Raw genomic sequence first — 19,496 nt, forward strand, 5'->3', positions numbered from 1 at the left:
CCCTAGCGATCCTGTATGACAGAAAGATGACAATGCAGTGACGCAACAAAGCCGCCGCGTAGCAGGGCTGGCAGCGGACTAGAAAATGGACTGTAGGAGCCGGCTTGCCAGCGAAGCGGTGTGCCTGGCAGACCGCGTCACTTCCATCGCTGGCGAGCCAGCTCCTACAGGTGTTGCAGGCTTAGTTGCCTTCTTTCAGACCCAGGTCAGCCAGGGCCTTGGCGGCCACTTTGGCTGGCAGTGGGATATAGCCGTCTTTCACCACAACTTCCTGACCCTGCTTCGACAGCACAAGCTTCACGAACTCAGCTTCCAGCGGAGCCAGAGGCTTGTTCGGGGCCTTGTTGACATAGACGTAGAGGAAACGCGACAGCGGGTATTTGCCGTTCAGGGCGTTTTCTTCGCTGTCTTCGATGAAGTCAGTGCTGCCTTTCTTGGCCAGAGCAACGGTCTTCACGCTTGCAGTCTTGTAGCCGATGCCCGAGTAACCGATGCCGTTCAGCGAGGAGCTGATCGACTGCACGACCGAAGCCGAGCCTGGTTGTTCGTTCACGTTTGGCTTGTAGTCGCCTTTGCACAGGGCTTCTTCTTTGAAGTAGCCGTAGGTGCCGGATACCGAGTTACGACCGAACAGTTGCACTGGCTTGTTGGCCAGGTCGCCGGTCACGCCCAGGTCACCCCAGGTTTTCACGTCGGCTTTGGCGCCGCACAGACGCGTCGAGGAGAAAATCGCGTCGACTTGTTCCATGGTCAGGTGCTGGATCGGGTTGTCTTTGTGTACGAACACGGCCAGGGCGTCCACGGCAACCGGGATAGCGGTTGGCTTGTAGCCGTACTTCTGCTCGAAGGCAGCCAGTTCGGTGTCCTTCATCTTGCGGCTCATCGGGCCCAGGTTGGAGGTGCCTTCAGTCAGCGCAGGAGGTGCAGTGGCGGAGCCGGCAGCCTGAATCTGGATGTTGACGTTCGGGTATTCCTTTTTGTAGGACTCAGCCCACAGGGTCATCAGGTTAGCCAGGGTGTCGGAACCAACGCTGGACAGGTTGCCCGATACACCGGTGGTCTTGGCGTAAGCCGGAATTGCCGGGTCAACACCAGCGGCCACCGCGTGGGCGGTCGCAACGCCAGCAGCGACAAAAGTCATTGCCGCCATCAAACGCTTCAGTTTCATGCCTTGCTCCTAGCAGATAGGGATAGTTGGATCGGGGCCAAGTATCGGTAGGCCGTGTGAACACTCTATGTCTGGAATATGACAATTAGATGAAAGGCCAGCATTTGTGAAAATCCTGACAGGAAGGGCAAAGATCAATAAAACCGGGGCTTGCGGGGGAAAAGCGGGGATTTAGGCGATGTTTCAGAAACACTCTGAAAACGTTGGCATAAACAAACTGTGTGGCGAGCGAGCTTGCTCGCGCTGGAGTGCGTAGCGCTCCCGCTTTTTTCTGGGGCTGCTGCGCAGCCCAGCGGGAGCAAGCTCCCTCACCACAGGGTTATCAGTGAGTCAGCGCCCGCGTTTCCACAGGTAGCCACCCACCAGCGTCCCCATCACACACAGTACGGCGACATAGTAGGCAGGGCCCATCGGGCTTTCCTTCATCAGCAGCGACACCGCCAGCGGCGTCAGGCCGCCAAACACGGCGTAGGCAACATTGTACGAGAACGACAACCCGCTGAAGCGCACCACCGGCGGGAAGGCCTTGACCATCACGTAGGGCACCACACCAATCACGCCCACAAACAAGCCGGTCAGGGTGTACAGCGGGAAGAGCCAGTTCGGGTGCTCGATGAGGCTGTGGTACAGCGTCCACGAGGTTGCCAGCAGCAGCAGGCAACCAATCACCAGCACGCGGCCTGCACCGAAGCGGTCGGCCAGGGCGCCAGAGGCGATACAGCCCAGGCTGAGGGTAACGATGGCCAGGCTGTTGGCTTGCAACGAAACCGTCGGGCTGAAGTGGTAGACGGTCTGCAGCACGGTCGGGGTCATCAGGATGACCACCACCACACCGGCCGACAGCAGCCAGGTCAGCAGCATCGACAGCACGATGGCGCTACGGTGATCACGCAGGACCGCACGCAATGGCAACTCGGCCGCCAAGGCTTTGCGCTGCTGCATTTCGGCGAAGATCGGCGTTTCATGCAGCCAGCGGCGCAGGTACACCGACAACAGGCCGAATACGCCGCCGAGCAGGAATGGGATACGCCACGCGTAGTCCGAGACCTGCTCCGGGCTGTAGAGCGTATTGATGGCGGTGGCCACCAGCGAGCCCAGCAGGATGCCCGCAGTCAGGCCACTGGTCAGGGTGCCGCAGGCGTAGCCGATGTGACGGGGTGGCACGTGTTCGGACACAAACACCCAGGCACCCGGCACTTCGCCGCCGATCGCCGCGCCCTGGATGACGCGCATCAGCAGCAACAGCAGCGGCGCCCACAGGCCGATCTGCGCGTAGGTGGGCAGCAGGCCCATGATCAGGGTCGGCACGGCCATCATGAAGATGCTCAGGGTGAACATCTTCTTGCGGCCCAGCAGGTCGCCGAAGTGCGCCATGATGATGCCGCCCAGCGGGCGCGCCAGATAGCCCGCAGCGAAAATGCCGAAGGTTTGTACCAGGCGCAGCCATTCAGGCATGTCGGCGGGGAAGAACAGCTTGCCCACCACCGCCGCGAAAAACACAAAAATGATGAAGTCATAGAACTCCAGGGCACTGCCCAGGGCGGACAGCGACAGGGTTTTGTAGTCGCTGCGGGTCAGCGAGCGCACGAGGGGCGCAGAAGTAGACATCGGCAAGGCTTCTCTATAAAGACGGGTACTTGCCGGAACAACACCCCACGCCCGGCAAATATTCCGTGCCACGAGCACAGTTTCCGGAAAAAGCCCCATTACAGCTGGGATTTGGCGACCAAATGAACGCTGGGAGGTCGTCGCGACGCCAGCGTCTCGATATACTCGGCCCTTGCAAGCGCCAAACCCGCTGTCTTGAGGGGCTGCTGTGCCAAAACGTCGTTGGGTGCCATCCAGCCGATTTGGCAGAGTTTCCCTTTAGTACGCCTTACGAGAAACGCATCACGCGGTGTATGTTGGTGCTGAAACGTTTTTTTCGAAGACGGCTATCCACTTGAAATACCCATGAAGCGTTACGGGTCAGAGGCACCCTTGGCATGATCGAACTCGAACAAGAAGATCCTATCCCGCAAGGCGATCTCGCCCTGCAAATCACCGCGCTCCCGCGTGAAACCAACGGTTTTGGCGATATCTTCGGCGGCTGGCTGGTCGCACAGATGGACCTGGCCGGCACCGCCATGGCCAGCAAAGTCGCAGGCGGGCGCGTGGCGACCGTGGCCATCGATCGCATGGCGTTCCTGGTACCGGTGGCAGTGGGCGCGCAGCTGTCCTTCTATACCCAGGCCCTGGAAATCGGCCGCAGCTCGATCCAGATGATGGTCGAAGTGTGGAGCGATGACCCGCTGTCCAGCGAATGGCGCAAGGTCACCGAGGCGGTGTTCGTGTTCGTCGCCATCGATGGCAGCGGTCGCACGCGTTCGGTTCCGTCGCGCGCACGTTAAACCTCATTGGGTTTTGACGGTCAATTGCCCCATTGCCTGCCATAAAGAGTGCTTTGTATGCCTGTGCCCCACGTTGAAACCGTGAAAATCGACGAGCTGGACTGCTGGCGCATTCGCCACGACGGCGCCGAACTGATGATCGCCCAGCAAGGCGCGCACATCTTCAGTTACCGGCGCGAAGGCGAACAGCCGTTGATCTGGCCCAACCCTGAGGCGGTGTTCAAACAAGGCAAGGGCATTCGTACCGGCGTACCGGTGTGCTGGCCGTGGTTCGGCGTATTCGACCGCAACCCACAGAGCGTGAAGGCGATGCGCCAGAGCGAACGGCCTGCCGGCGCCCATGGCTTTGTGCGTACAGCACTCTGGGAATTGGCCGGGACCGCATTCGAAGGCGAAGCGCTGCGAGTGGACCTGGCGCTTCCAGTCCCGGCGGGCGGCTTCCCGGGATGGCCCCATCAAGTCGACCTGACGCTAAGCCTGTTGCTGGACGACCAGTTGCACATCCGCCTGATCAGCCATAACCGTGGCAGCGAGACCGCGACCCTGAGCCAGGCGCTGCACACCTACTTCGCCGTGAGCGACGTGCGCAATGTGCAGGTAGAAGGCCTGGACGGGCTGGCGTATATCGACACCGCCGATGGCTGGGCCGAGAAGACGCAGTCCGGCCTCTTGCATTTCACCGCCGAGACCGACCGCATCTACCTCGACACCCCGGCGCAACTGCACATCGTCGACAAAGACTGGCAGCGCCGCCTCCAGCTCACGGCCGAGGGTTCAAAGTCCACCGTGATCTGGAACCCGTGGACCGAACGCGCCAAGGCGTTCGACGACATGGCCGATGATGGCTGGCAAGGCATGCTGTGCATCGAAACGGCGAATGTGCTGGATGATGTGGTGACCTTGGCACCAGGCCAACACCACACCTTGGGCGTGAGCATCACCAGTATCGCGCTGTAAACCCGATCCAAATGTGGGAGCTGGCTTGCCTGCGATAGCATCGCCTCGGTGACACTGATACACCGAGGTGCCTGCATCGCAGGCAAGCCAGCTCCCACATTGATAGGTGTTGGGTTTTAGAGATCCGACTCCTTCACCACCCTCACCTTCCCCGCATCCAGCGCATACGCGGCGTCCGCCAGGTCGTTATTGACCTTCTCCACCTTCAACGTGCCCGTCACCCACAACGGCGTGTAGATATCATCCAGCTTCAAGCCCTTGGGGTAGCGCACCAGCACCAGCTGATTAGGCGGCGGTGGCGGCACGTGGATGCAGGCGCCCGGGTACGGCACGAGGAAGAACAAGGTGCTGCGGCCCTTGGCGTCGGTTTCCAGCGGAACGGGGTAGCCACCAATGCGGATGCTCTTGCCGTTCATGGCGGCCACGGTCTTGGTGGAGTACATCACCGCCGGCAAGCCTTTGCTTTGTTTCAAGCCACCTTTTTCGGTGAACGTGCCTTGGGCTTCAGGGGAGTTGTGATCGATCTCGGGCATGGCCTCGAGGGCTTTCTGATCCGACAGCGGCATCAGGTCGAGCCAGTCGGTTTCCGGCAATTCGCCGGCGTGTGCAAGGCCGGAACCCAGCAAGAGAAGAGTCAACAGAAGACGGCGCATGGAGAGGCTCGACAAATACAGGTGGCGAGCATTCTAGCCCTCTGCGCCTGCGCAGCGCAGAGGGCTTTGTCGCTTAGATCATTTCTTTTTGATCAGGCCGTAGATCACCAGCAGCACGATGGCACCGATCAGTGCACCGATGAAGCCCGCGCCCTGGCCCGCCTGGTAGATACCCAGCGCCTGGCCACCGTAGGTGGCGACCAGGGAACCGGCGATACCCAGCAGGATGGTCATGATCCAGCCCATGCTGTCGTCGCCTGGCTTGAGGAAACGCGCCAGCAGGCCGACGATCAGGCCGATAAAGATGGTTCCGATGATACCCATGGCATTTCCCTCTGAATGAAGTGAACTATGCCAAAGCCTAGTCAGGCTTTGGCATCCTGCAATCAGAGGACGACGGTTACCGAATGGTTCCCGTCGGACTCGGCTTATTGCTCGGCGATCAGCGCCTCAACCTTGAGGATCTGCGCCTGCAGCGTCGCACGGTCCTTGCAACGCAGGTTGGCGTGACCCACCTTGCGCCCGGCCTTGAAGGCCTTGCCGTAGTGATGCAGGTGGCAGTCGTCGATGGCGATGACTTTTTCCACCGCCGGCACGGTGCCGATGAAGTTGAGCATGGCGCTCTCACCGACCTTGGCCGTGGAGCCCAATGGCAAGCCCGCTACCGCCCGCAGGTGGTTTTCGAACTGGCTGCACTCGGCGCCTTCGGTGGTCCAGTGCCCGGAGTTGTGCACACGCGGGGCGATTTCGTTAGCCTTGAGGCCACCGTCGACTTCAAAGAACTCGAACGCCATCACCCCCACGTAATCCAGCTGATTGAGCACACGGCTGGAATAATCTTCGGCCAGGGCCTGCAACGGGTGGTCGGTACTGGCCACGGACAGCTTGAGGATGCCGCTGTCGTGGGTGTTGTGCACCAACGGGTAGAAGCGGGTTTCGCCATCGCGGGCACGCACGGCGATCAGCGAAACTTCACCGGTGAACGGCACGAAGCCTTCCAGCAGGCAGGCAACGCTGCCCAACTCGGCGAAGGTACCGACCACATCAGCCGCAGTGCGCAGGACTTTCTGACCCTTGCCGTCGTAACCCAGGGTGCGGGTTTTCAACACGGCCGGCAGGCCGATGCTGGCAACGGCCGCGTCCAGGTCTGCCTGGGACTGGATATCGGCGAAGGCCGGGGTCGGAATGCCCAGGTCCTTGAACATGCTTTTCTCGAACCAGCGGTCGCGGGCGATGCGCAAGGCTTCGGCACTCGGGTACACCGGCACGAACTGCGACAGGAAGGCCACGGTTTCAGCCGGGACGCTTTCGAACTCGAAGGTCACCAGGTCGACTTCGTCCGCCAGTTGACGCAGGTGGTCCGGGTCGCTGTAGTCAGCACGCAGGTGTTCACCCAATGCAGCCGCGCAAGCGTCCGGCGCCGGGTCCAGGAAAGCGAAGTTCATCCCCAGCGGAGTTCCCGCCAGGGCCAGCATGCGACCCAGTTGGCCGCCACCGATTACACCGATTTTCATCGTCAACAACCTCAGGCGATGCGTGGGTCTGGATTGTCCAGCACGCTGTCTGTCTGCTCAGCACGGAATTTTTTCAGCACCGCGTGGAACTGCGGGTGCTTGGCGCCCAGGATGCTGGCGGACAGCAGCGCGGCGTTGATCGCGCCCGCTTTGCCGATTGCCAGGGTGGCCACCGGGATACCGGCCGGCATCTGCACGATGGACAACAGCGAGTCCACGCCCGAGAGCATCGCCGACTGCACCGGCACGCCGAGTACCGGCAGGTGGGTCTTGGCCGCACACATGCCTGGCAGGTGCGCCGCACCGCCGGCACCGGCGATGATCACCTCGATGCCACGGGATTCTGCTTCATCGGCATACTGGAACAGCAGATCCGGGGTGCGGTGGGCAGAGACCACTTTCACTTCATACGGAATGCCGAGTTTTTCCAGCATATCGGCGGTGTGGCTAAGGGTGGACCAATCGGACTTGGAGCCCATGATCACGCCAACCAATGCACTCATCGTCGTGCCTCTTCTCTCTGGGCGCCCGCAGGCGCGTCAAAAAACAACAAGCCACGCGGGAAATCCGGCGTGGCTTGTTGTACGAAATTTGGCCGGTTGGACCGGCCGAAGGCCGCGCAGTATACCGTAATAATCAAGATAAACAGCCCCTGGCATGACCATCTGTCTAGCGTATCGCTCAAGACGATTTACTGACTCAAAAGTCAGCCAATTTCTATTTAAACCCATTAAATACGCCACACGAATAACCAAAAACTTACAAAACCAGACACAGTTTCCCACTAACTGTTCAGATAAGTTAATACTTCATGAAAACGCATAAATTATACGCTTGTCCCTGGCTACTTAATTTTCAACACGAAGCACGAGGGATATATCCGTGAGCGCTAATTCCATCTTCGATTTCTATCGAATCACTTCACAAGGAACCCCAACAATAACGGAAAAATCCGAGCGCCCCCCCAAACAACCGATTCATGTAAATGTAGTTTTCCACAAAGATTTGGGTTATGTCGCCGAACAGGAATTCGAGCAAACTCATTTGGCGTTGGCCAAAAAGCATATTCAGAAGATTTCAGGACGAGAAGTTGTCATCAATGTGATCCGCGACCCCAAAATGCGCGACTTCAACTACAAATCCGACAATGATGTCGAGCGTGGCCTTCGCGAGCACTGGAACAGAAACGAGAACCCAGGTCACAACCACAAATCGAAAAAGCCCGAGCTGCAGAAAACGTTATTCGTAACACCGGCCCATTTAAGCTTCAGCGAACCTGCCAAGGCCGACTCCGGCCATGAGTTTGGAATGACTTCTTACAACAATCCTCGAGGCGCAGCGCACGCACTTGGACTTTTGCTGGGCGCAACGCGCAAGGACGCGGATATCACTTATAACGGTTGGTGGAATGATACGTTTATGAAATACAACGGCGAGTCCGTTCTGCGCGGCAATGATTTGAACTACTCCGACGCGAACAAACAAAACATTCGCAAATACCTTGATAAATTCGACTGAGCCACCCTCCCAGTCAATTTCAACAGGTCACAATTGCCCCGGGCTTCATCCGCCGTTCACAGTGTTGCGCTGGCCGCCCCACCTTCAAGCTTGCGCCACAACAACCGCACATTCGCCTTGCGCACCAGCGCACAGCGATACAGGCGGATCTCCAGCGGCACGTGCCATTGCGGACCGCCGCATACCACCAGCTCACCGCGCGCCAACTCCGCACGCACACTCAACTGCGGCACCCAGGCGATGCCCAGGCCTTCCAGGGCCATGCTCTTGAGGCTGTCGGCCATGGCGGTTTCGTACACGGTGGTAAAGCGCAGCGCACGCTGGCGCAGCAGCAGGTGCACCGAACGGCCAAGGAACGCGCCGGCGCTGTAGGCCAGCAGCGGCACACTGCCCTCGCCTTCCAGGTCGAACAGCGGCTTGCCGTCGGCATCGGCGGCACACACCGGGAGCATTTCGGTATTGCCCAGGTGCAGCGAAGGGAAAATCTCGGCATCCATCTGCATGGCCGCATCCGGGTCGTAGAACGCCAGCATCAGGTCGCAACCGCCTTCGCGCAGGGCGTGCACAGCATCACCGACGTTGGTGGCCACCAACCGTGTGGCGATGTTCAAGCCTTCGTTGCGCAGTTGCGCGATCCACCGCGGGAAGAAGCCCAGCGCCAGGGAGTGCGCTGCCGCCACTTGCATGACCTCGCCCTGCCCACCTTCCAGGTGATGCAAATGGCGCAACACTTCACCCAGCTGTTCGACCACGGTGCGCGCCGTCACCAGGAACAGCTGGCCCGCCGCCGTCAATTCCACTGGCGTACGCGACCGGTTGACCAGCGTCAGCCCCAACGCCGCCTCCAGGCTACGGATACGGCGGCTGAACGCCGGCTGGGTCACAAAGCGCCGCTCTGCCGCCTGGGAAAAACTGCGCGTCGCCGCCAGGGCGCTGAAGTCTTCCAGCCATTTGCTCTCAAGGTTCATCAGTTCCTCCCACGGGTACGCACCATTTTGGCACACACGCCCGCCATGATAACCGGGTCACACGCATATTATGCCGTTTGTGCATAGGTTAGTGCTTAACAGCATTGGCCCAAAAACTTCTACAAGCCTAGCATTCGCAGCGTTCCGGCCAGTTCCGGGTCCATATCGAGATGATTTCCGTCATGTCCTCCGCTGCATCTTTCCGCACAGAAAAAGACCTGCTTGGCGTACTCGAAGTACCGGCTCAAGCGTATTACGGCATCCAGACACTGCGAGCGGTGAACAACTTCCGCCTCTCGGGTGTTCCGATTTCGCATTACCCGAAATTGGTGGTCGGCCTGGCAATGGTCAAGCAAGCGGCGGCAGACGCCAACCGCGAGCTGGGTCAGCTCAGCGAAGCCAAGCACGCGGCCATCAGCGAAGCCTGTGCCCGCCTGATCCGCGGCGATTTCCACGAAGAGTTCGTGGTGGACATGATTCAAGGCGGCGCTGGCACTTCAACCAACATGAATGCCAACGAAGTCATCGCCAACATCGCGTTGGAGGCCATGGGCCACAACAAGGGCGAATACCAGTACCTGCACCCCAACAACGACGTGAACATGGCGCAGTCGACCAACGACGCCTACCCGACCGCGATCCGCCTGGGTCTGCTGCTGGGCCATGACGCGCTGCTGGCCAGCCTCGACAGCCTGATCCAGGCGTTCGCCGCCAAAGGCGAAGAGTTCAGCCACGTGCTGAAAATGGGCCGCACCCAATTGCAAGACGCCGTGCCGATGACCCTCGGCCAGGAATTCCGTGCCTTCGCCACCACCCTGGGTGAAGACCTGGCCCGCCTGAAAACACTGGCGCCAGAACTGCTGACCGAAGTGAACCTGGGCGGCACCGCCATCGGTACCGGCATCAACGCCGACCCGCGCTACCAGGCCCTGGCCGTACAACGCCTGGCCGTCATCAGTGGCCAGCCGGTTGTTCCAGCCGCCGACCTGATCGAAGCCACCTCCGACATGGGCGCCTTCGTGCTGTTCTCCGGCATGCTCAAGCGTACTGCCGTGAAGCTGTCGAAGATCTGCAACGACCTGCGCCTGCTGTCCAGCGGCCCACGCACCGGCATCAACGAGATCAATCTGCCGGCACGCCAGCCAGGCAGCTCGATCATGCCCGGCAAGGTCAACCCGGTGATCCCGGAAGCCGTGAACCAAGTGGCGTTCCAAGTGATCGGCAACGACCTGGCCCTGACCATGGCAGCCGAAGGCGGCCAACTGCAACTGAACGTGATGGAGCCGCTGATCGCCTTCAAGATCTTCGACTCGATCCGCCTGCTGCAACGCGCCATGGACATGCTGCGCGAGCATTGCATCACCGGCATCACCGCCAACGAAGCCCGCTGCCGCGAGCTGGTGGAGCACTCCATCGGCCTGGTCACCGCGCTGAACCCGTACATCGGCTACGAAAACGCCACCCGCATCGCCCGCATCGCCCTTGAAAGCGGCCGCGGCGTGCTGGAACTGGTGCGCGAAGAAGGCTTGCTCGACGACGCCATGCTCGACGACATCCTGCGCCCCGAAAACATGATTGCCCCACGCTTGGTTCCACTGAAGGCCTAAGCGTTTGTTGCACCGCTCACCAGGTTGAGGGACTAGACACCTCTCACCTTTTGAGGGCCTGAAGGCTCGTTCTTCAGGCCCTTTTTTTTGCCTCAAGGTTGTGAAATGACGCTTATAAAAAATCCAATATCGCCCTGCAAACCCACTACCCCCGCCACAGCTAGGCTGAAACCTTTAATCGCCCCGTGCAGACGGATCACGCTTGCCTAGGTATAGTGCCGCCCCTCTTCGCGCCTGCGGCCGTCGGTAACGAGGCCCGGACACAACGCGAAAGCGCATGAATAACAACACCCGCAAAAGGATTGGGTTCCAAGCGTCGTGCACTGCCTGGTGCTGAGCGATGCGTCGGACCGTCCTGCGTTTGCCATTAGAAAAATCAGCGAGGAACACTCCATGCTCGAAGTCATCAACGACTTCCTCTCAGGGAAAGTACTGATCGTGCTCATTGTCGGGCTCGGCGGTTATTTCACGATTCGCTCGCGTTTCGTACAACTGCGTCACTTCTTCCACATGTTCTCGGTGTTTCGCGACAGCTTGAAGAACAGCTCCGACCAACTCAGCTCGTTCCAGGCGCTGATGCTCAGCCTGGCCGGTCGTGTAGGTGCGGGTAACATTGCCGGTGTCGGCATTGCCGTGACCCTGGGTGGCCCGGGCGCCGTGTTCTGGATGTGGGTCACCGCACTGGTGGGCATGTCGTCGAGCTTTATCGAATGCGCCCTCGGCCAGCTGTACAAACGCACCGATGCCGAAGGCACCTTCCGTGGCGGCCCGGCCTACTACATCCAGCACGGCCTGCAAAAACGCTGGCTGGGCATGGTCATCGCGTTCCTGTTGCTGGTGACCTTCGGTTTCGCCTTCAACGGCCTGCAAGCCCACGCCGTGACCCACTCGCTGAACAGCGCCTTTGGCCTCGACACCACCTACACCGGCCTGGCCCTGGCCGTGTTGCTGGGCATGGTGTTCATTGGCGGGATCAAGCGCATCGCCTCGATCGCCGACCTGCTGGTACCGGTCAAGACCCTGATCTACATCGCCGTGACGCTCTACGTGATCGTGCTGCAGTTCGACCACGTGCCGGCCATGCTCGCGACCATCGTCAAGAGCGCCTTCGGCCTCGACCAGGCCTTTGGTGGCCTTGTTGGCAGCGCGATCATCATGGGTGTGAAGCGCGGCGTGTTCGCCAACGAAGCCGGCCTGGGCAGTGCGCCTAACGTGGCCGCAGTCGCGTCCGTAGAACACCCGATCGCCCAAGGCGTGGTCCAGGCATTCAGCGTGTTCCTCGACACCTTCGTGATCTGCACCTGCACCGCGCTGCTGATCCTGCTGTCCGGTTTCTACACCCCGGGTTTTGAAGGCGACGGCATTGCCCTGACCCAGAACTCCCTGGCTGCTGTAGTCGGCGACTGGGGCCGCATGTTCATCTCCGTGGCCCTGGCGTTGTTCGTGTTCACGTCGATCATGTACAACTACTACCTGGGCGAGAGCAACCTGCGCTTCCTGGTGGGCAACAACCGCAAGATGCTGATGGCCTACCGTGCGGTGGTGCTGGCGCTGATTTTCTGGGGTTCGATCGAGAACCTGAGCACCGTGTTCGCCTTCGCCGACATCACCATGACGATGCTCGCGTTCGTCAACCTGTTCGCCCTGGCATTCCTGTTCAAGATCGCCATGCGCATCCTCAACGACTACGACAACCAGCGTGCAGCGGGGATCAAGACCCCGGTGTTCGACTCCAGCCAGTTCCCTGACCTGGACCTGGACCTCAAGGCCTGGCCGGCCAACCCGGTGAAACCGGACGTGGCGGTGTCGGCAGAGCTGAACGCTCAAACGCAACGCTGAAACGCTAAGCAGTGACACGCCGCCCGGCCTTGGGCATGCTCTGGGCCCGGCGGCGTTTTTCGTTCAGGAGAATCTCAATGTCAGCATCCAACCACGTCATGGTGCTCTACACCGGCGGCACCATCGGCATGCAGGCCAGCGCCAACGGCCTGGCCCCCGCATCCGGTTTCGAAGCGCGCATGCGCGAACAGCTTGCCGGCCAGCCATTGCCCGCCTGGCGCTTCCAGGAAATGACCCCGCTGATCGACAGCGCCAACATGACGCCCGCCTACTGGCAGCGCCTGCGCATCGCCGTGATCGATGCGGTGGACCAGGGCTGCGATGGCGTGCTGATCCTGCACGGCACCGACACCCTGGCCTACAGCGCGGCCGCGATGAGCTTCCAACTGCTGGGCTTGCCGGCACCGGTGGTGTTCACCGGCTCCATGTTGCCGGCCGGCGTGCCGGACAGCGATGCGTGGGAAAACGTCAGCGGCGCCTTGCAGGCACTGGGCACAGGCCTGACGCCGGGTGTGCACCTGCATTTCCACGGCGCGATGATCGCGCCGACCCGCTGCGCGAAGATCCGCAGTTTCGGCCGCAACCCGTTCGCGGCGCTGAATCGCCAAGGCGGTGCGGCCCGTGCCGATACCCTTCCCCCGGTCCTGGACTATCGCCAGCCCAAAGCCTTGGCCAACGTCGGTGTACTGCCGCTGGTGCCGGGTATTGGCGCTGCGCAGTTGGACGCCATGATCGGCAGCGGCATCCAGGCCCTGATTCTCGAATGCTTCGGCAGCGGCACCGGCCCAAGTGACAATCCAGGCTTTCTCGCCAGCCTCCAGCGCGCCCAGGAACTGGGTATTGTGGTGGTGGCGATCACCCAATGCCATGAGGGCGGCGTGGAGCTGGATGTCTACGAAGCCGGCAGCCGCCTGCGCGGCGTCGGTGTGCTGTCCGGCGGTGGCATGACCCGCGAAGCGGCGTTCGGCAAGCTCAATGCGCTGCTCGGCAGCGGGCTCGACACCCAGACAGTCCGCCGCCTGGTGGAACTGGACCTGTGCGGCGAGCTGCGCTGAGTACCCGCCTTAGATAAGCACCACCGCACCCGGCACGACGCTCCCTAGCATGGCAACGCCCCAGGTTTTACTGGGCTCGTTGCCATTCTTTCGTGCCAGGAAGCGTCATGACTTCATCCCCATCATCTGAACCCACCCAAAGCCTCACCGACACGCTGATCGCGCAAATGTCCAGCGGCCCCGCGTTTCGCGAAGTGGCCGCCCTCTTGCTGCGTGAGCAATTGCAGGCGCTGTACCCCACGCTGGACATCGACCCGAATACCGCCGTGGTCGGCACTCCGCTGTGGGACATCGAGGATGACCAGGTGGTGCCGGCCGGCCGCCATTACCAGGTGCTCACCGACGTCCTCGCCGTGCAGTCCGTACTGGCGGTGCCCACGCTCTACATCGAAGGCCAGCATTTTCTGACCCAACTGCCGGTCATTGAACCGGCGGTCCACCTGCCAGTGCGCATCCTCGATATCGCCAGCATCCTCAATACCCTGGCGCCCGTGATGTTGCGCGGCTACCAACAGGCCCAACTGGAGTACTGGAACGCCACCGAAGGTGACAGCGACCCACGCTGGCATGCGCTGTCGGATGTGCTGCGCGACCACTGGAACCTGGAGCGAATGCCCGGCTGGAGCGCTGCCGATTGCCAGATGGCACGCCAGCTGTTCCGCACACCGGACGCGGCCACGCGCAAGCGGGATGACCCGGCCGAAGGTCGAGCTTATGTGGTGGATGTCGACCAGGTCGATGACGCGGGCAACACCTCCCACCTGGATGAAAACCTGATCAGTGTGCTCATCGGCAAGCCGGAGGGCACCGAGGTGGTGCTCACCCATTCGTTGATGTCGGGGTTCAAGAAGTACCGTTCCCTAGACGAGCTGGGCAAGGACCTGCCGCTGCTGGCGAGGCATAAAAAACTGGAGTGGCGCCTGGTCGAACCTGACGGGGATTTCTTCGACTACCTGGCCAGTGCCTTCATCGGCATCCAGATCAAGGCGATTGGAGCTATCGACTTTTCCTACCTGCGCGAGCCGGACGCTTCACAACACAACCTGGCGCAACCCCCCACACCCCGCGTCAAACGGAATGCACCGGACTTGCTCAATTACATCCAGGCGCTCCCCGAGTGGCTGACCAGCGCCTCTACATCAGACCAGGCTGCGTACTCACGCCACCTCAAGGACCTGGCAACCCTGCACAGCGCCAACGAGGGCCGCACCTACGACGAAGGCATCAACCCGCTGCCTCGATACACGCTCGAACAGCTCAGCGCCGAAATGCTCAAGGACCACCCTGACGCACTCACGCAGTGGCTGAGCGACCTCGACATCGTCGTGCGCAGCCCCGTGGTCTGGGGCACTTTCGCGGTGCCGGGGCAAATCGAGACCACGGTGTTCAGCCTGGCAGAACTGGCCCTGCAAAACCTGATTGCCTTGCCGTTGGGTATCAAATCCCTGCGCCTGCGCAAACCGCTTGCGCTACCGGATTGGCTGACCGTCGACTACCTGGAAGGCCTGATCAACCGCGTGGACATCGGCAGCACCTACCCGGCGCTGATCCAGCGAACGCTGCTGGGTGATCCACAGGAGTCCGCACGCAGGCGCGCGCTCTACGTCCAGCACTTGCGCATTCAACTGCCGTTGCTGGCATTGCAATGCAAGCTGCGCGGCGAGGGAGACATCGATGAGCAAGGCTATGCGTATGTGAAGGCCGTGATGCAGGGCGAGTCCGCCGAGCGCCAGGTACAGGGCCAGCGCATCGTGATACGGGCGCTGGCGTTCGTACCGACCCGCCGACAGGGCAGTACGGCGGACCCGGTCACCAATATGTTCGTGATCGGGCCGGAAGACCCGACCGCCGGCCCCTGCCTGCTGTACCGGCCGCTGCTGGACAAACCCCTGTCCCAGTTCCCATCGCAGAGCAATCTGCTCTACGCCTTGCAGCAGTCCAGAAGCCTGCGCGATTCGGTGCTGGCGTGGCTGCCGGATGACGTGCGCGATGACTATGCCCAATACGTGTTTCCTGGCGACCTGCCGTCACCCTGGGCGGTGGTCGAATTCCTGGTGGACCCGTTCAAGCTGTGGATCATGGGCGGGCCGCTGGTGCTCGGCCAGGAGGCCATCGAGGACGATTTGCTCAGCGCGCTGTACGATGCCAACGCCAACGCCCTGATCACCCTCGCCGACCGGCAATCGGTGTCCAACGCCGAAGCGCGCTGGGCCACGTTCAAGCGTGCCGGCTGGCTGATCTTCAACAGTGCGCTGCCCTTTCTGGGGCGCACCGTCGGCGTGGCAGCCTGGATCTGGCAGATCATGGATCAACTGCAAAACGTGGTTGACGCCCAACAGCATCCCGAGCAGCAATCCACGTGGGCCGCGCTCGCCGAGCTGCTGCTCAACCTCGGCACGGCCCTGACCCTGCACAGTGTCACCCGCACCGCGCCACGCCGGCCAACGCCGGGCAAGCCTGTGATTGCGCCAAAGCAGCCCTCTCCTCCAGCGCCCGTCAGTATTACCCGATTGACGCCAATTGCCTCGGACGCACTGATCACCCATGACCAACCGTTGCACATCAGCGGCGCCGTCAACCGAGCGCCCGCCCGCCTGGCCACCGTGCTGGACAGCTTCATGGTGGTCAAACCCGATGCACTGGGAGACGCCAATAGCGAACCTGGGGCCTATCACTTTCTGCATCGCGGCGGGCAAGACTGGTACGCCCCGGTGGCACATCGCTGGTTCAAGGTGCTGGTCGACGAGAATGACGATGTGCAGATTGTCGACCCTGTGCTGCCCAGCCGTACCGGCCCGATGTTGATTCACAACAGCAGCGGCCAGTGGTTTATCGATACCCGCCTGCGCCTGCGCGGTGGCGGGCCCAAGCTCATGACCGCCAAGGCCCGCGCGCAGGCCAAGCAAAAGGCCCGGCAGTTGCGTGAGCGCCTGGAAGCTTTCGAAAGCGGCAAAAAAGCCGCCCAGAACGAGCTCCAACGCGCCCGACAGGCGTTGGACGCCGGCCCCTCCACCTCAGCCGATGCGCTCCGGCATACCTATATCCAGACCCTGGAGACCCAGCGCACGGAGTACGAATCGGCCCTGCAGATGCTCAAGGAAATGAATGTCCACGAACCCAGCGCTGAGTACGCGCCCAAGGCCCTCAACTACATCAAGGCCCAGGCCAGGCTGACCCAGGCAGCGCTCAGCGACATCCTCGCCCGCTTCACCCCCAAATGGCGCACCGTGCACGATCAGATGCAGCGCCAGATCGAAGAGCCGCAAGAGCGCCACATCGAAGACTTCCGCGAACTGCGCGAACTGGCCGGCAAGCTGCTCGTGCAATTGGAATACATGCACGGCCGCTTCACCGAACTCAAGGGCCTGGCCAGGGATGGTGCGCTGCTGCTCAATACCCTCAAGGGTTCAATGCCGGTCTACACCCCCGACGATCTCAAAGCGATACGCATATCACTGACGCGCAACCTGTGCCTTCCCGAAACCAGTATCAAGCAGACGCCGCAAGCCTGGTTGGCGATTGACCAGATTGTCGACACCGCCGACATCGCGATCCAGTGCCTGCGTGACACCCTCGAAGAGCACAGTGATCGGCGCCTGGACGAGCGCATTGACACCTTGAGCAGCCTGATCGAACAGTTTCAATTGCTGGACGAGCGCCTGCAGGATTTTCCCGTGGAGTTTTCCGAACAAGCCATCACTGATCAACTGCTTGAACTGCGCGGGGAGCTGAGCGAGTTCCAACGCCGGGCCACCAGCAACCTCGGCAGACTGAGCCTGGAAAGAACCGCGCTCAGAAACCGTCCCACCCCACCTTCTACGCCGCCGCGCCCCAGGAAACAATTTATCCACACCCGCTACAACGGCCTGCTGATCGGTGAGCCGCGCTTGAACGCCCTGGGCCTGGAAACCGGCTTGGTGGATATCCGCTCACCCCTGACCCAGCAAGTGCTGGCCACCTATCATGAGAAAACCAAAGGCGTCTGGGTGGTACGCGACCGCACCCCACCGCCGTCGGCCGGGCCCATTGCAGTGGATATGCAGCAGAGCATCAGCGAAGGCCAGCGCCTGTTGGACGAGTTGCCTGCGTTCCTTGCTCGGGCCCGTACCCACGCGAACCTCGCTGACCGTGCACCGTTTGGCATCGAGCACCTGTACCACCAGCACGCCAGCAGGCTGGAGCTGGCCCGTCACTCGATCGAAGAGGCCCTGACGCAGCGCAACATCACCGACGGCGGGGCCTTTTCAGCACCGGCCAGCGCCGTGATCAAAGCCCTCGACGGTGCCTTGGCCGATCTGTATCAGCAGAGCAATCAGCTGGTGCAACGCACGCTCAAGCTGCGCCCGCCCACCGTGCCAGGGGTTGAATGGCTCAAGCGGCACAATGCGGTGTCCATCAAGAAAACCGTGGCCCGCCGTCGCATCAAGTCCATGAAACCGGACTACCTGGACGAATACACCATCAGCGACCGCGCCACGGGCCAGGTGCTGTGGTATGCGCACTTTCACTACAGTACCCACTGGACGCCGGACAAAGCCTACCTGTCTGCTCGCCTGAAAACGCCGGACGAGTACCGCCTGGGCACCGCTGCGGATACCGCCAAGGGCCTTGATCGCATCCAGACCGTGGCGTTCTATCGCAGCGAGATCAGCCTGGAACAGGCCCGTGAACTGTTTTTCCAACGACCCAAGTCCGAGTCCGGGAGCTGACACCCGGCATGTAACTTGCTGCCCGTAAGCCATACCCCGCACAGGTTTGCCCATGCTGCATTCACACCTGACCACCCTCAACGCCGTGTCCCTGGTGTTGTCCACCTTCAACGCCCAGGGCCTGGCGAGCGAGGTATTGCTGGCCGGCAGCGGCATCGGCCTGACGGATCTGCGCCACGCCGACACGCGCATCACCACGTGCCAGGAGATGCGTGTGTGCGCCAATGCAGTGGCGCTGCGCCAGGACATCGGCCTGGAGCTGGGCCAGCGCATGCATGTGTCGAGCTACGGTCTGCTCGGTTACGCCCTGCTCACCAGTGCCACCTTAGGTGACGCTTTGCGCCTGGCATTGCGCTACCCGGCGCTGTTGGGAACACTTTTCGAGCTGCGCCTGGTGGAGGACGGGGAGCAGATCTGGCTGACCGCCGGGGACTATCGGGAAGACCCGGCGCTGGCCGCGTTCAATGTGGAGTTTTGCCTGGTGTCGATGAAGGTCATCTGCGATGACTTGCTCGGCTGCGCGCTGCCGTTGCGGGAGGCGCGCTTCGACTACCCGGCGCCGGACTATCACGCCCGCTATGCCGAGCGCTTTGGCTGCCCGCTACAGTTCGACGCCTCGGTCAGCGGGTTTGCCTTCGACCAGGCATTGCTGGAACAGCCCTTGCCCCTGGCAGACCCCATCACCCATCGAGCCATGGCCGAACGCTGTCGCAAACAGAACTCCGAGTTCACAGGGCGCCAGGCCTGGCTGAACCGTGTGCGCCAATTACTGGCTGACCAACTGCACGCCGCCCCCGGCCTTGAGGGTTTGGCCGCGCAGATGAATTGTTCTGCACGCACGTTGCGCCGGCACTTGCAGGCCCTGGGTTGCAGTTACCAGCAACTGCTCGACGAGCTGCGCTTTGAAAAAGCCAAGCTGTGGCTGGCGCAAGACCAGATGCCGATCCACAAGATCGCCGAACAGCTGGGTTTCAGCGAAACCGCGAGCTTTCGCCACGCGTTTGTGCGCTGGAGTGGGGTGGCGCCCAGCCTGATGCGCCATTGAAGGGCGAATTACGGTCACGTTCTTTGGCCACATTTATCCCCTTCTGGCCGCTCCTGCCGTTTTCATGGCTCCC

15 protein-coding genes are annotated in these 19,496 nt (G+C 61.4%); 8 read left to right on the plus strand and 7 right to left on the minus strand.

Features of this window, described 5'->3' with window-relative positions:
- Nucleotides 1–181: 181 nt before the first annotated feature.
- Entirely contained in the window at nt 182–1,168 is a 987-nt protein-coding gene (locus HX803_RS10775; RefSeq protein ID WP_053258707.1) for a phosphate ABC transporter substrate-binding protein PstS, read from the minus strand.
- 330 nt (nt 1,169–1,498) lie between these two features.
- Nucleotides 1,499–2,776: an MFS transporter gene (locus tag HX803_RS10780; RefSeq protein WP_178920421.1), complete on the minus strand. Its 1,278-nt coding sequence runs from the start codon at nt 2,774–2,776 to the stop codon at nt 1,499–1,501.
- A gap of 377 nt (nt 2,777–3,153) precedes the next feature.
- Here HX803_RS10780 and HX803_RS10785 point away from each other — a divergent pair, with 377 nt between their 5' ends.
- Together HX803_RS10785 and HX803_RS10790 are read left to right on the plus strand one after the other, a co-directional pair.
- Nucleotides 3,154–3,558: an acyl-CoA thioesterase gene (locus HX803_RS10785; RefSeq protein ID WP_003176975.1), complete on the plus strand. Its 405-nt coding sequence runs from the start codon at nt 3,154–3,156 to the stop codon at nt 3,556–3,558.
- 57 nt (nt 3,559–3,615) lie between these two features.
- Nucleotides 3,616–4,515, plus strand: a complete 900-nt coding sequence (locus HX803_RS10790) for a D-hexose-6-phosphate mutarotase (protein ID WP_178920423.1) — start codon at nt 3,616–3,618, stop codon at nt 4,513–4,515.
- Nucleotides 4,516–4,631: 116 nt separating this feature from the next.
- Here HX803_RS10790 and HX803_RS10795 read toward each other — a convergent pair whose 3' ends face one another.
- From HX803_RS10795 to purE, 4 genes are all read right to left on the minus strand, one after another.
- Nucleotides 4,632–5,168, minus strand: coding sequence for a DUF3299 domain-containing protein (locus HX803_RS10795; protein WP_178920424.1), 537 nt, complete (start codon nt 5,166–5,168; stop codon nt 4,632–4,634).
- Nucleotides 5,169–5,246: 78 nt separating this feature from the next.
- Nucleotides 5,247–5,492, minus strand: a complete 246-nt coding sequence (locus tag HX803_RS10800) for a GlsB/YeaQ/YmgE family stress response membrane protein (RefSeq protein WP_017253508.1) — start codon at nt 5,490–5,492, stop codon at nt 5,247–5,249.
- 104 nt (nt 5,493–5,596) lie between these two features.
- A complete protein-coding gene (locus HX803_RS10805; protein ID WP_178920426.1) occupies nt 5,597–6,682 on the minus strand; it encodes a 5-(carboxyamino)imidazole ribonucleotide synthase in 1,086 nt (361 codons plus the stop codon).
- Between the two features lie 11 nt (nt 6,683–6,693).
- On the minus strand, nt 6,694–7,185 hold the full coding sequence (purE, locus tag HX803_RS10810) for a 5-(carboxyamino)imidazole ribonucleotide mutase (RefSeq protein ID WP_003176980.1): 492 nt from the start codon (nt 7,183–7,185) through the stop codon (nt 6,694–6,696).
- A gap of 379 nt (nt 7,186–7,564) precedes the next feature.
- On the opposite strand from purE, the gene HX803_RS10815 reads away from it, so the two are divergent.
- On the plus strand, nt 7,565–8,200 hold the full coding sequence (locus HX803_RS10815; RefSeq protein WP_178920428.1) for a hypothetical protein: 636 nt from the start codon (nt 7,565–7,567) through the stop codon (nt 8,198–8,200).
- Between the two features lie 56 nt (nt 8,201–8,256).
- Here HX803_RS10815 and HX803_RS10820 read toward each other — a convergent pair whose 3' ends face one another.
- Entirely contained in the window at nt 8,257–9,168 is a 912-nt protein-coding gene (locus tag HX803_RS10820; protein WP_178920429.1) for a LysR substrate-binding domain-containing protein, read from the minus strand.
- A 182-nt stretch (nt 9,169–9,350) separates the two neighbouring features.
- Between HX803_RS10820 and aspA the strand changes: the two genes are divergently transcribed.
- The 5 genes from aspA to HX803_RS10845 all read left to right on the plus strand — a co-directional run bounded on the left by aspA (nt 9,351) and on the right by HX803_RS10845 (nt 19,423).
- Nucleotides 9,351–10,775: an aspartate ammonia-lyase gene (gene aspA / locus HX803_RS10825; RefSeq protein WP_178920431.1), complete on the plus strand. Its 1,425-nt coding sequence runs from the start codon at nt 9,351–9,353 to the stop codon at nt 10,773–10,775.
- Between the two features lie 393 nt (nt 10,776–11,168).
- Entirely contained in the window at nt 11,169–12,614 is a 1,446-nt protein-coding gene (locus tag HX803_RS10830; RefSeq protein ID WP_178920433.1) for a sodium:alanine symporter family protein, read from the plus strand.
- A gap of 77 nt (nt 12,615–12,691) precedes the next feature.
- Entirely contained in the window at nt 12,692–13,669 is a 978-nt protein-coding gene (locus tag HX803_RS10835; protein ID WP_178920435.1) for an asparaginase, read from the plus strand.
- 107 nt (nt 13,670–13,776) lie between these two features.
- Nucleotides 13,777–18,378 (plus strand): dermonecrotic toxin domain-containing protein, encoded by a 4,602-nt coding sequence (locus HX803_RS10840; RefSeq protein ID WP_178920437.1) that lies wholly within the window; start codon nt 13,777–13,779, stop codon nt 18,376–18,378.
- A 52-nt stretch (nt 18,379–18,430) separates the two neighbouring features.
- Nucleotides 18,431–19,423, plus strand: coding sequence for an AraC family transcriptional regulator (locus tag HX803_RS10845; RefSeq protein ID WP_178920439.1), 993 nt, complete (start codon nt 18,431–18,433; stop codon nt 19,421–19,423).
- The last annotated feature ends 73 nt before the right edge of the window (nt 19,424–19,496 follow it).

Origin of the sequence: Pseudomonas sp. P7548 (assembly GCF_013386585.1) — a bacterium.
Lineage (GTDB): Bacteria > Pseudomonadota > Gammaproteobacteria > Pseudomonadales > Pseudomonadaceae > Aquipseudomonas.

Bases quoted from the DNA above. Each gene is read 5' to 3' on its own strand.
- HX803_RS10775 (WP_053258707.1), bottom strand. From the start codon at position 1,168: ATGAAACTGAAGCGTTTGATGGCGGCAATGACTTTTGTCGCTGCTGGC.
- HX803_RS10780 (WP_178920421.1), bottom strand. From the start codon at position 2,776: ATGTCTACTTCTGCGCCCCTCGTGCGCTCGCTGACCCGCAGCGACTAC.
- HX803_RS10785 (WP_003176975.1), top strand. From the start codon at position 3,154: ATGATCGAACTCGAACAAGAAGATCCTATCCCGCAAGGCGATCTCGCC.
- HX803_RS10790 (WP_178920423.1), top strand. From the start codon at position 3,616: ATGCCTGTGCCCCACGTTGAAACCGTGAAAATCGACGAGCTGGACTGC.
- HX803_RS10795 (WP_178920424.1), bottom strand. From the start codon at position 5,168: ATGCGCCGTCTTCTGTTGACTCTTCTCTTGCTGGGTTCCGGCCTTGCA.
- HX803_RS10800 (WP_017253508.1), bottom strand. From the start codon at position 5,492: ATGGGTATCATCGGAACCATCTTTATCGGCCTGATCGTCGGCCTGCTG.
- HX803_RS10805 (WP_178920426.1), bottom strand. From the start codon at position 6,682: ATGAAAATCGGTGTAATCGGTGGCGGCCAACTGGGTCGCATGCTGGCC.
- purE (WP_003176980.1), bottom strand. From the start codon at position 7,185: ATGAGTGCATTGGTTGGCGTGATCATGGGCTCCAAGTCCGATTGGTCC.
- HX803_RS10820 (WP_178920429.1), bottom strand. From the start codon at position 9,168: ATGAACCTTGAGAGCAAATGGCTGGAAGACTTCAGCGCCCTGGCGGCG.
- aspA (WP_178920431.1), top strand. From the start codon at position 9,351: ATGTCCTCCGCTGCATCTTTCCGCACAGAAAAAGACCTGCTTGGCGTA.
- HX803_RS10830 (WP_178920433.1), top strand. From the start codon at position 11,169: ATGCTCGAAGTCATCAACGACTTCCTCTCAGGGAAAGTACTGATCGTG.
- HX803_RS10835 (WP_178920435.1), top strand. From the start codon at position 12,692: ATGTCAGCATCCAACCACGTCATGGTGCTCTACACCGGCGGCACCATC.
- HX803_RS10840 (WP_178920437.1), top strand. From the start codon at position 13,777: ATGACTTCATCCCCATCATCTGAACCCACCCAAAGCCTCACCGACACG.
- HX803_RS10845 (WP_178920439.1), top strand. From the start codon at position 18,431: ATGCTGCATTCACACCTGACCACCCTCAACGCCGTGTCCCTGGTGTTG.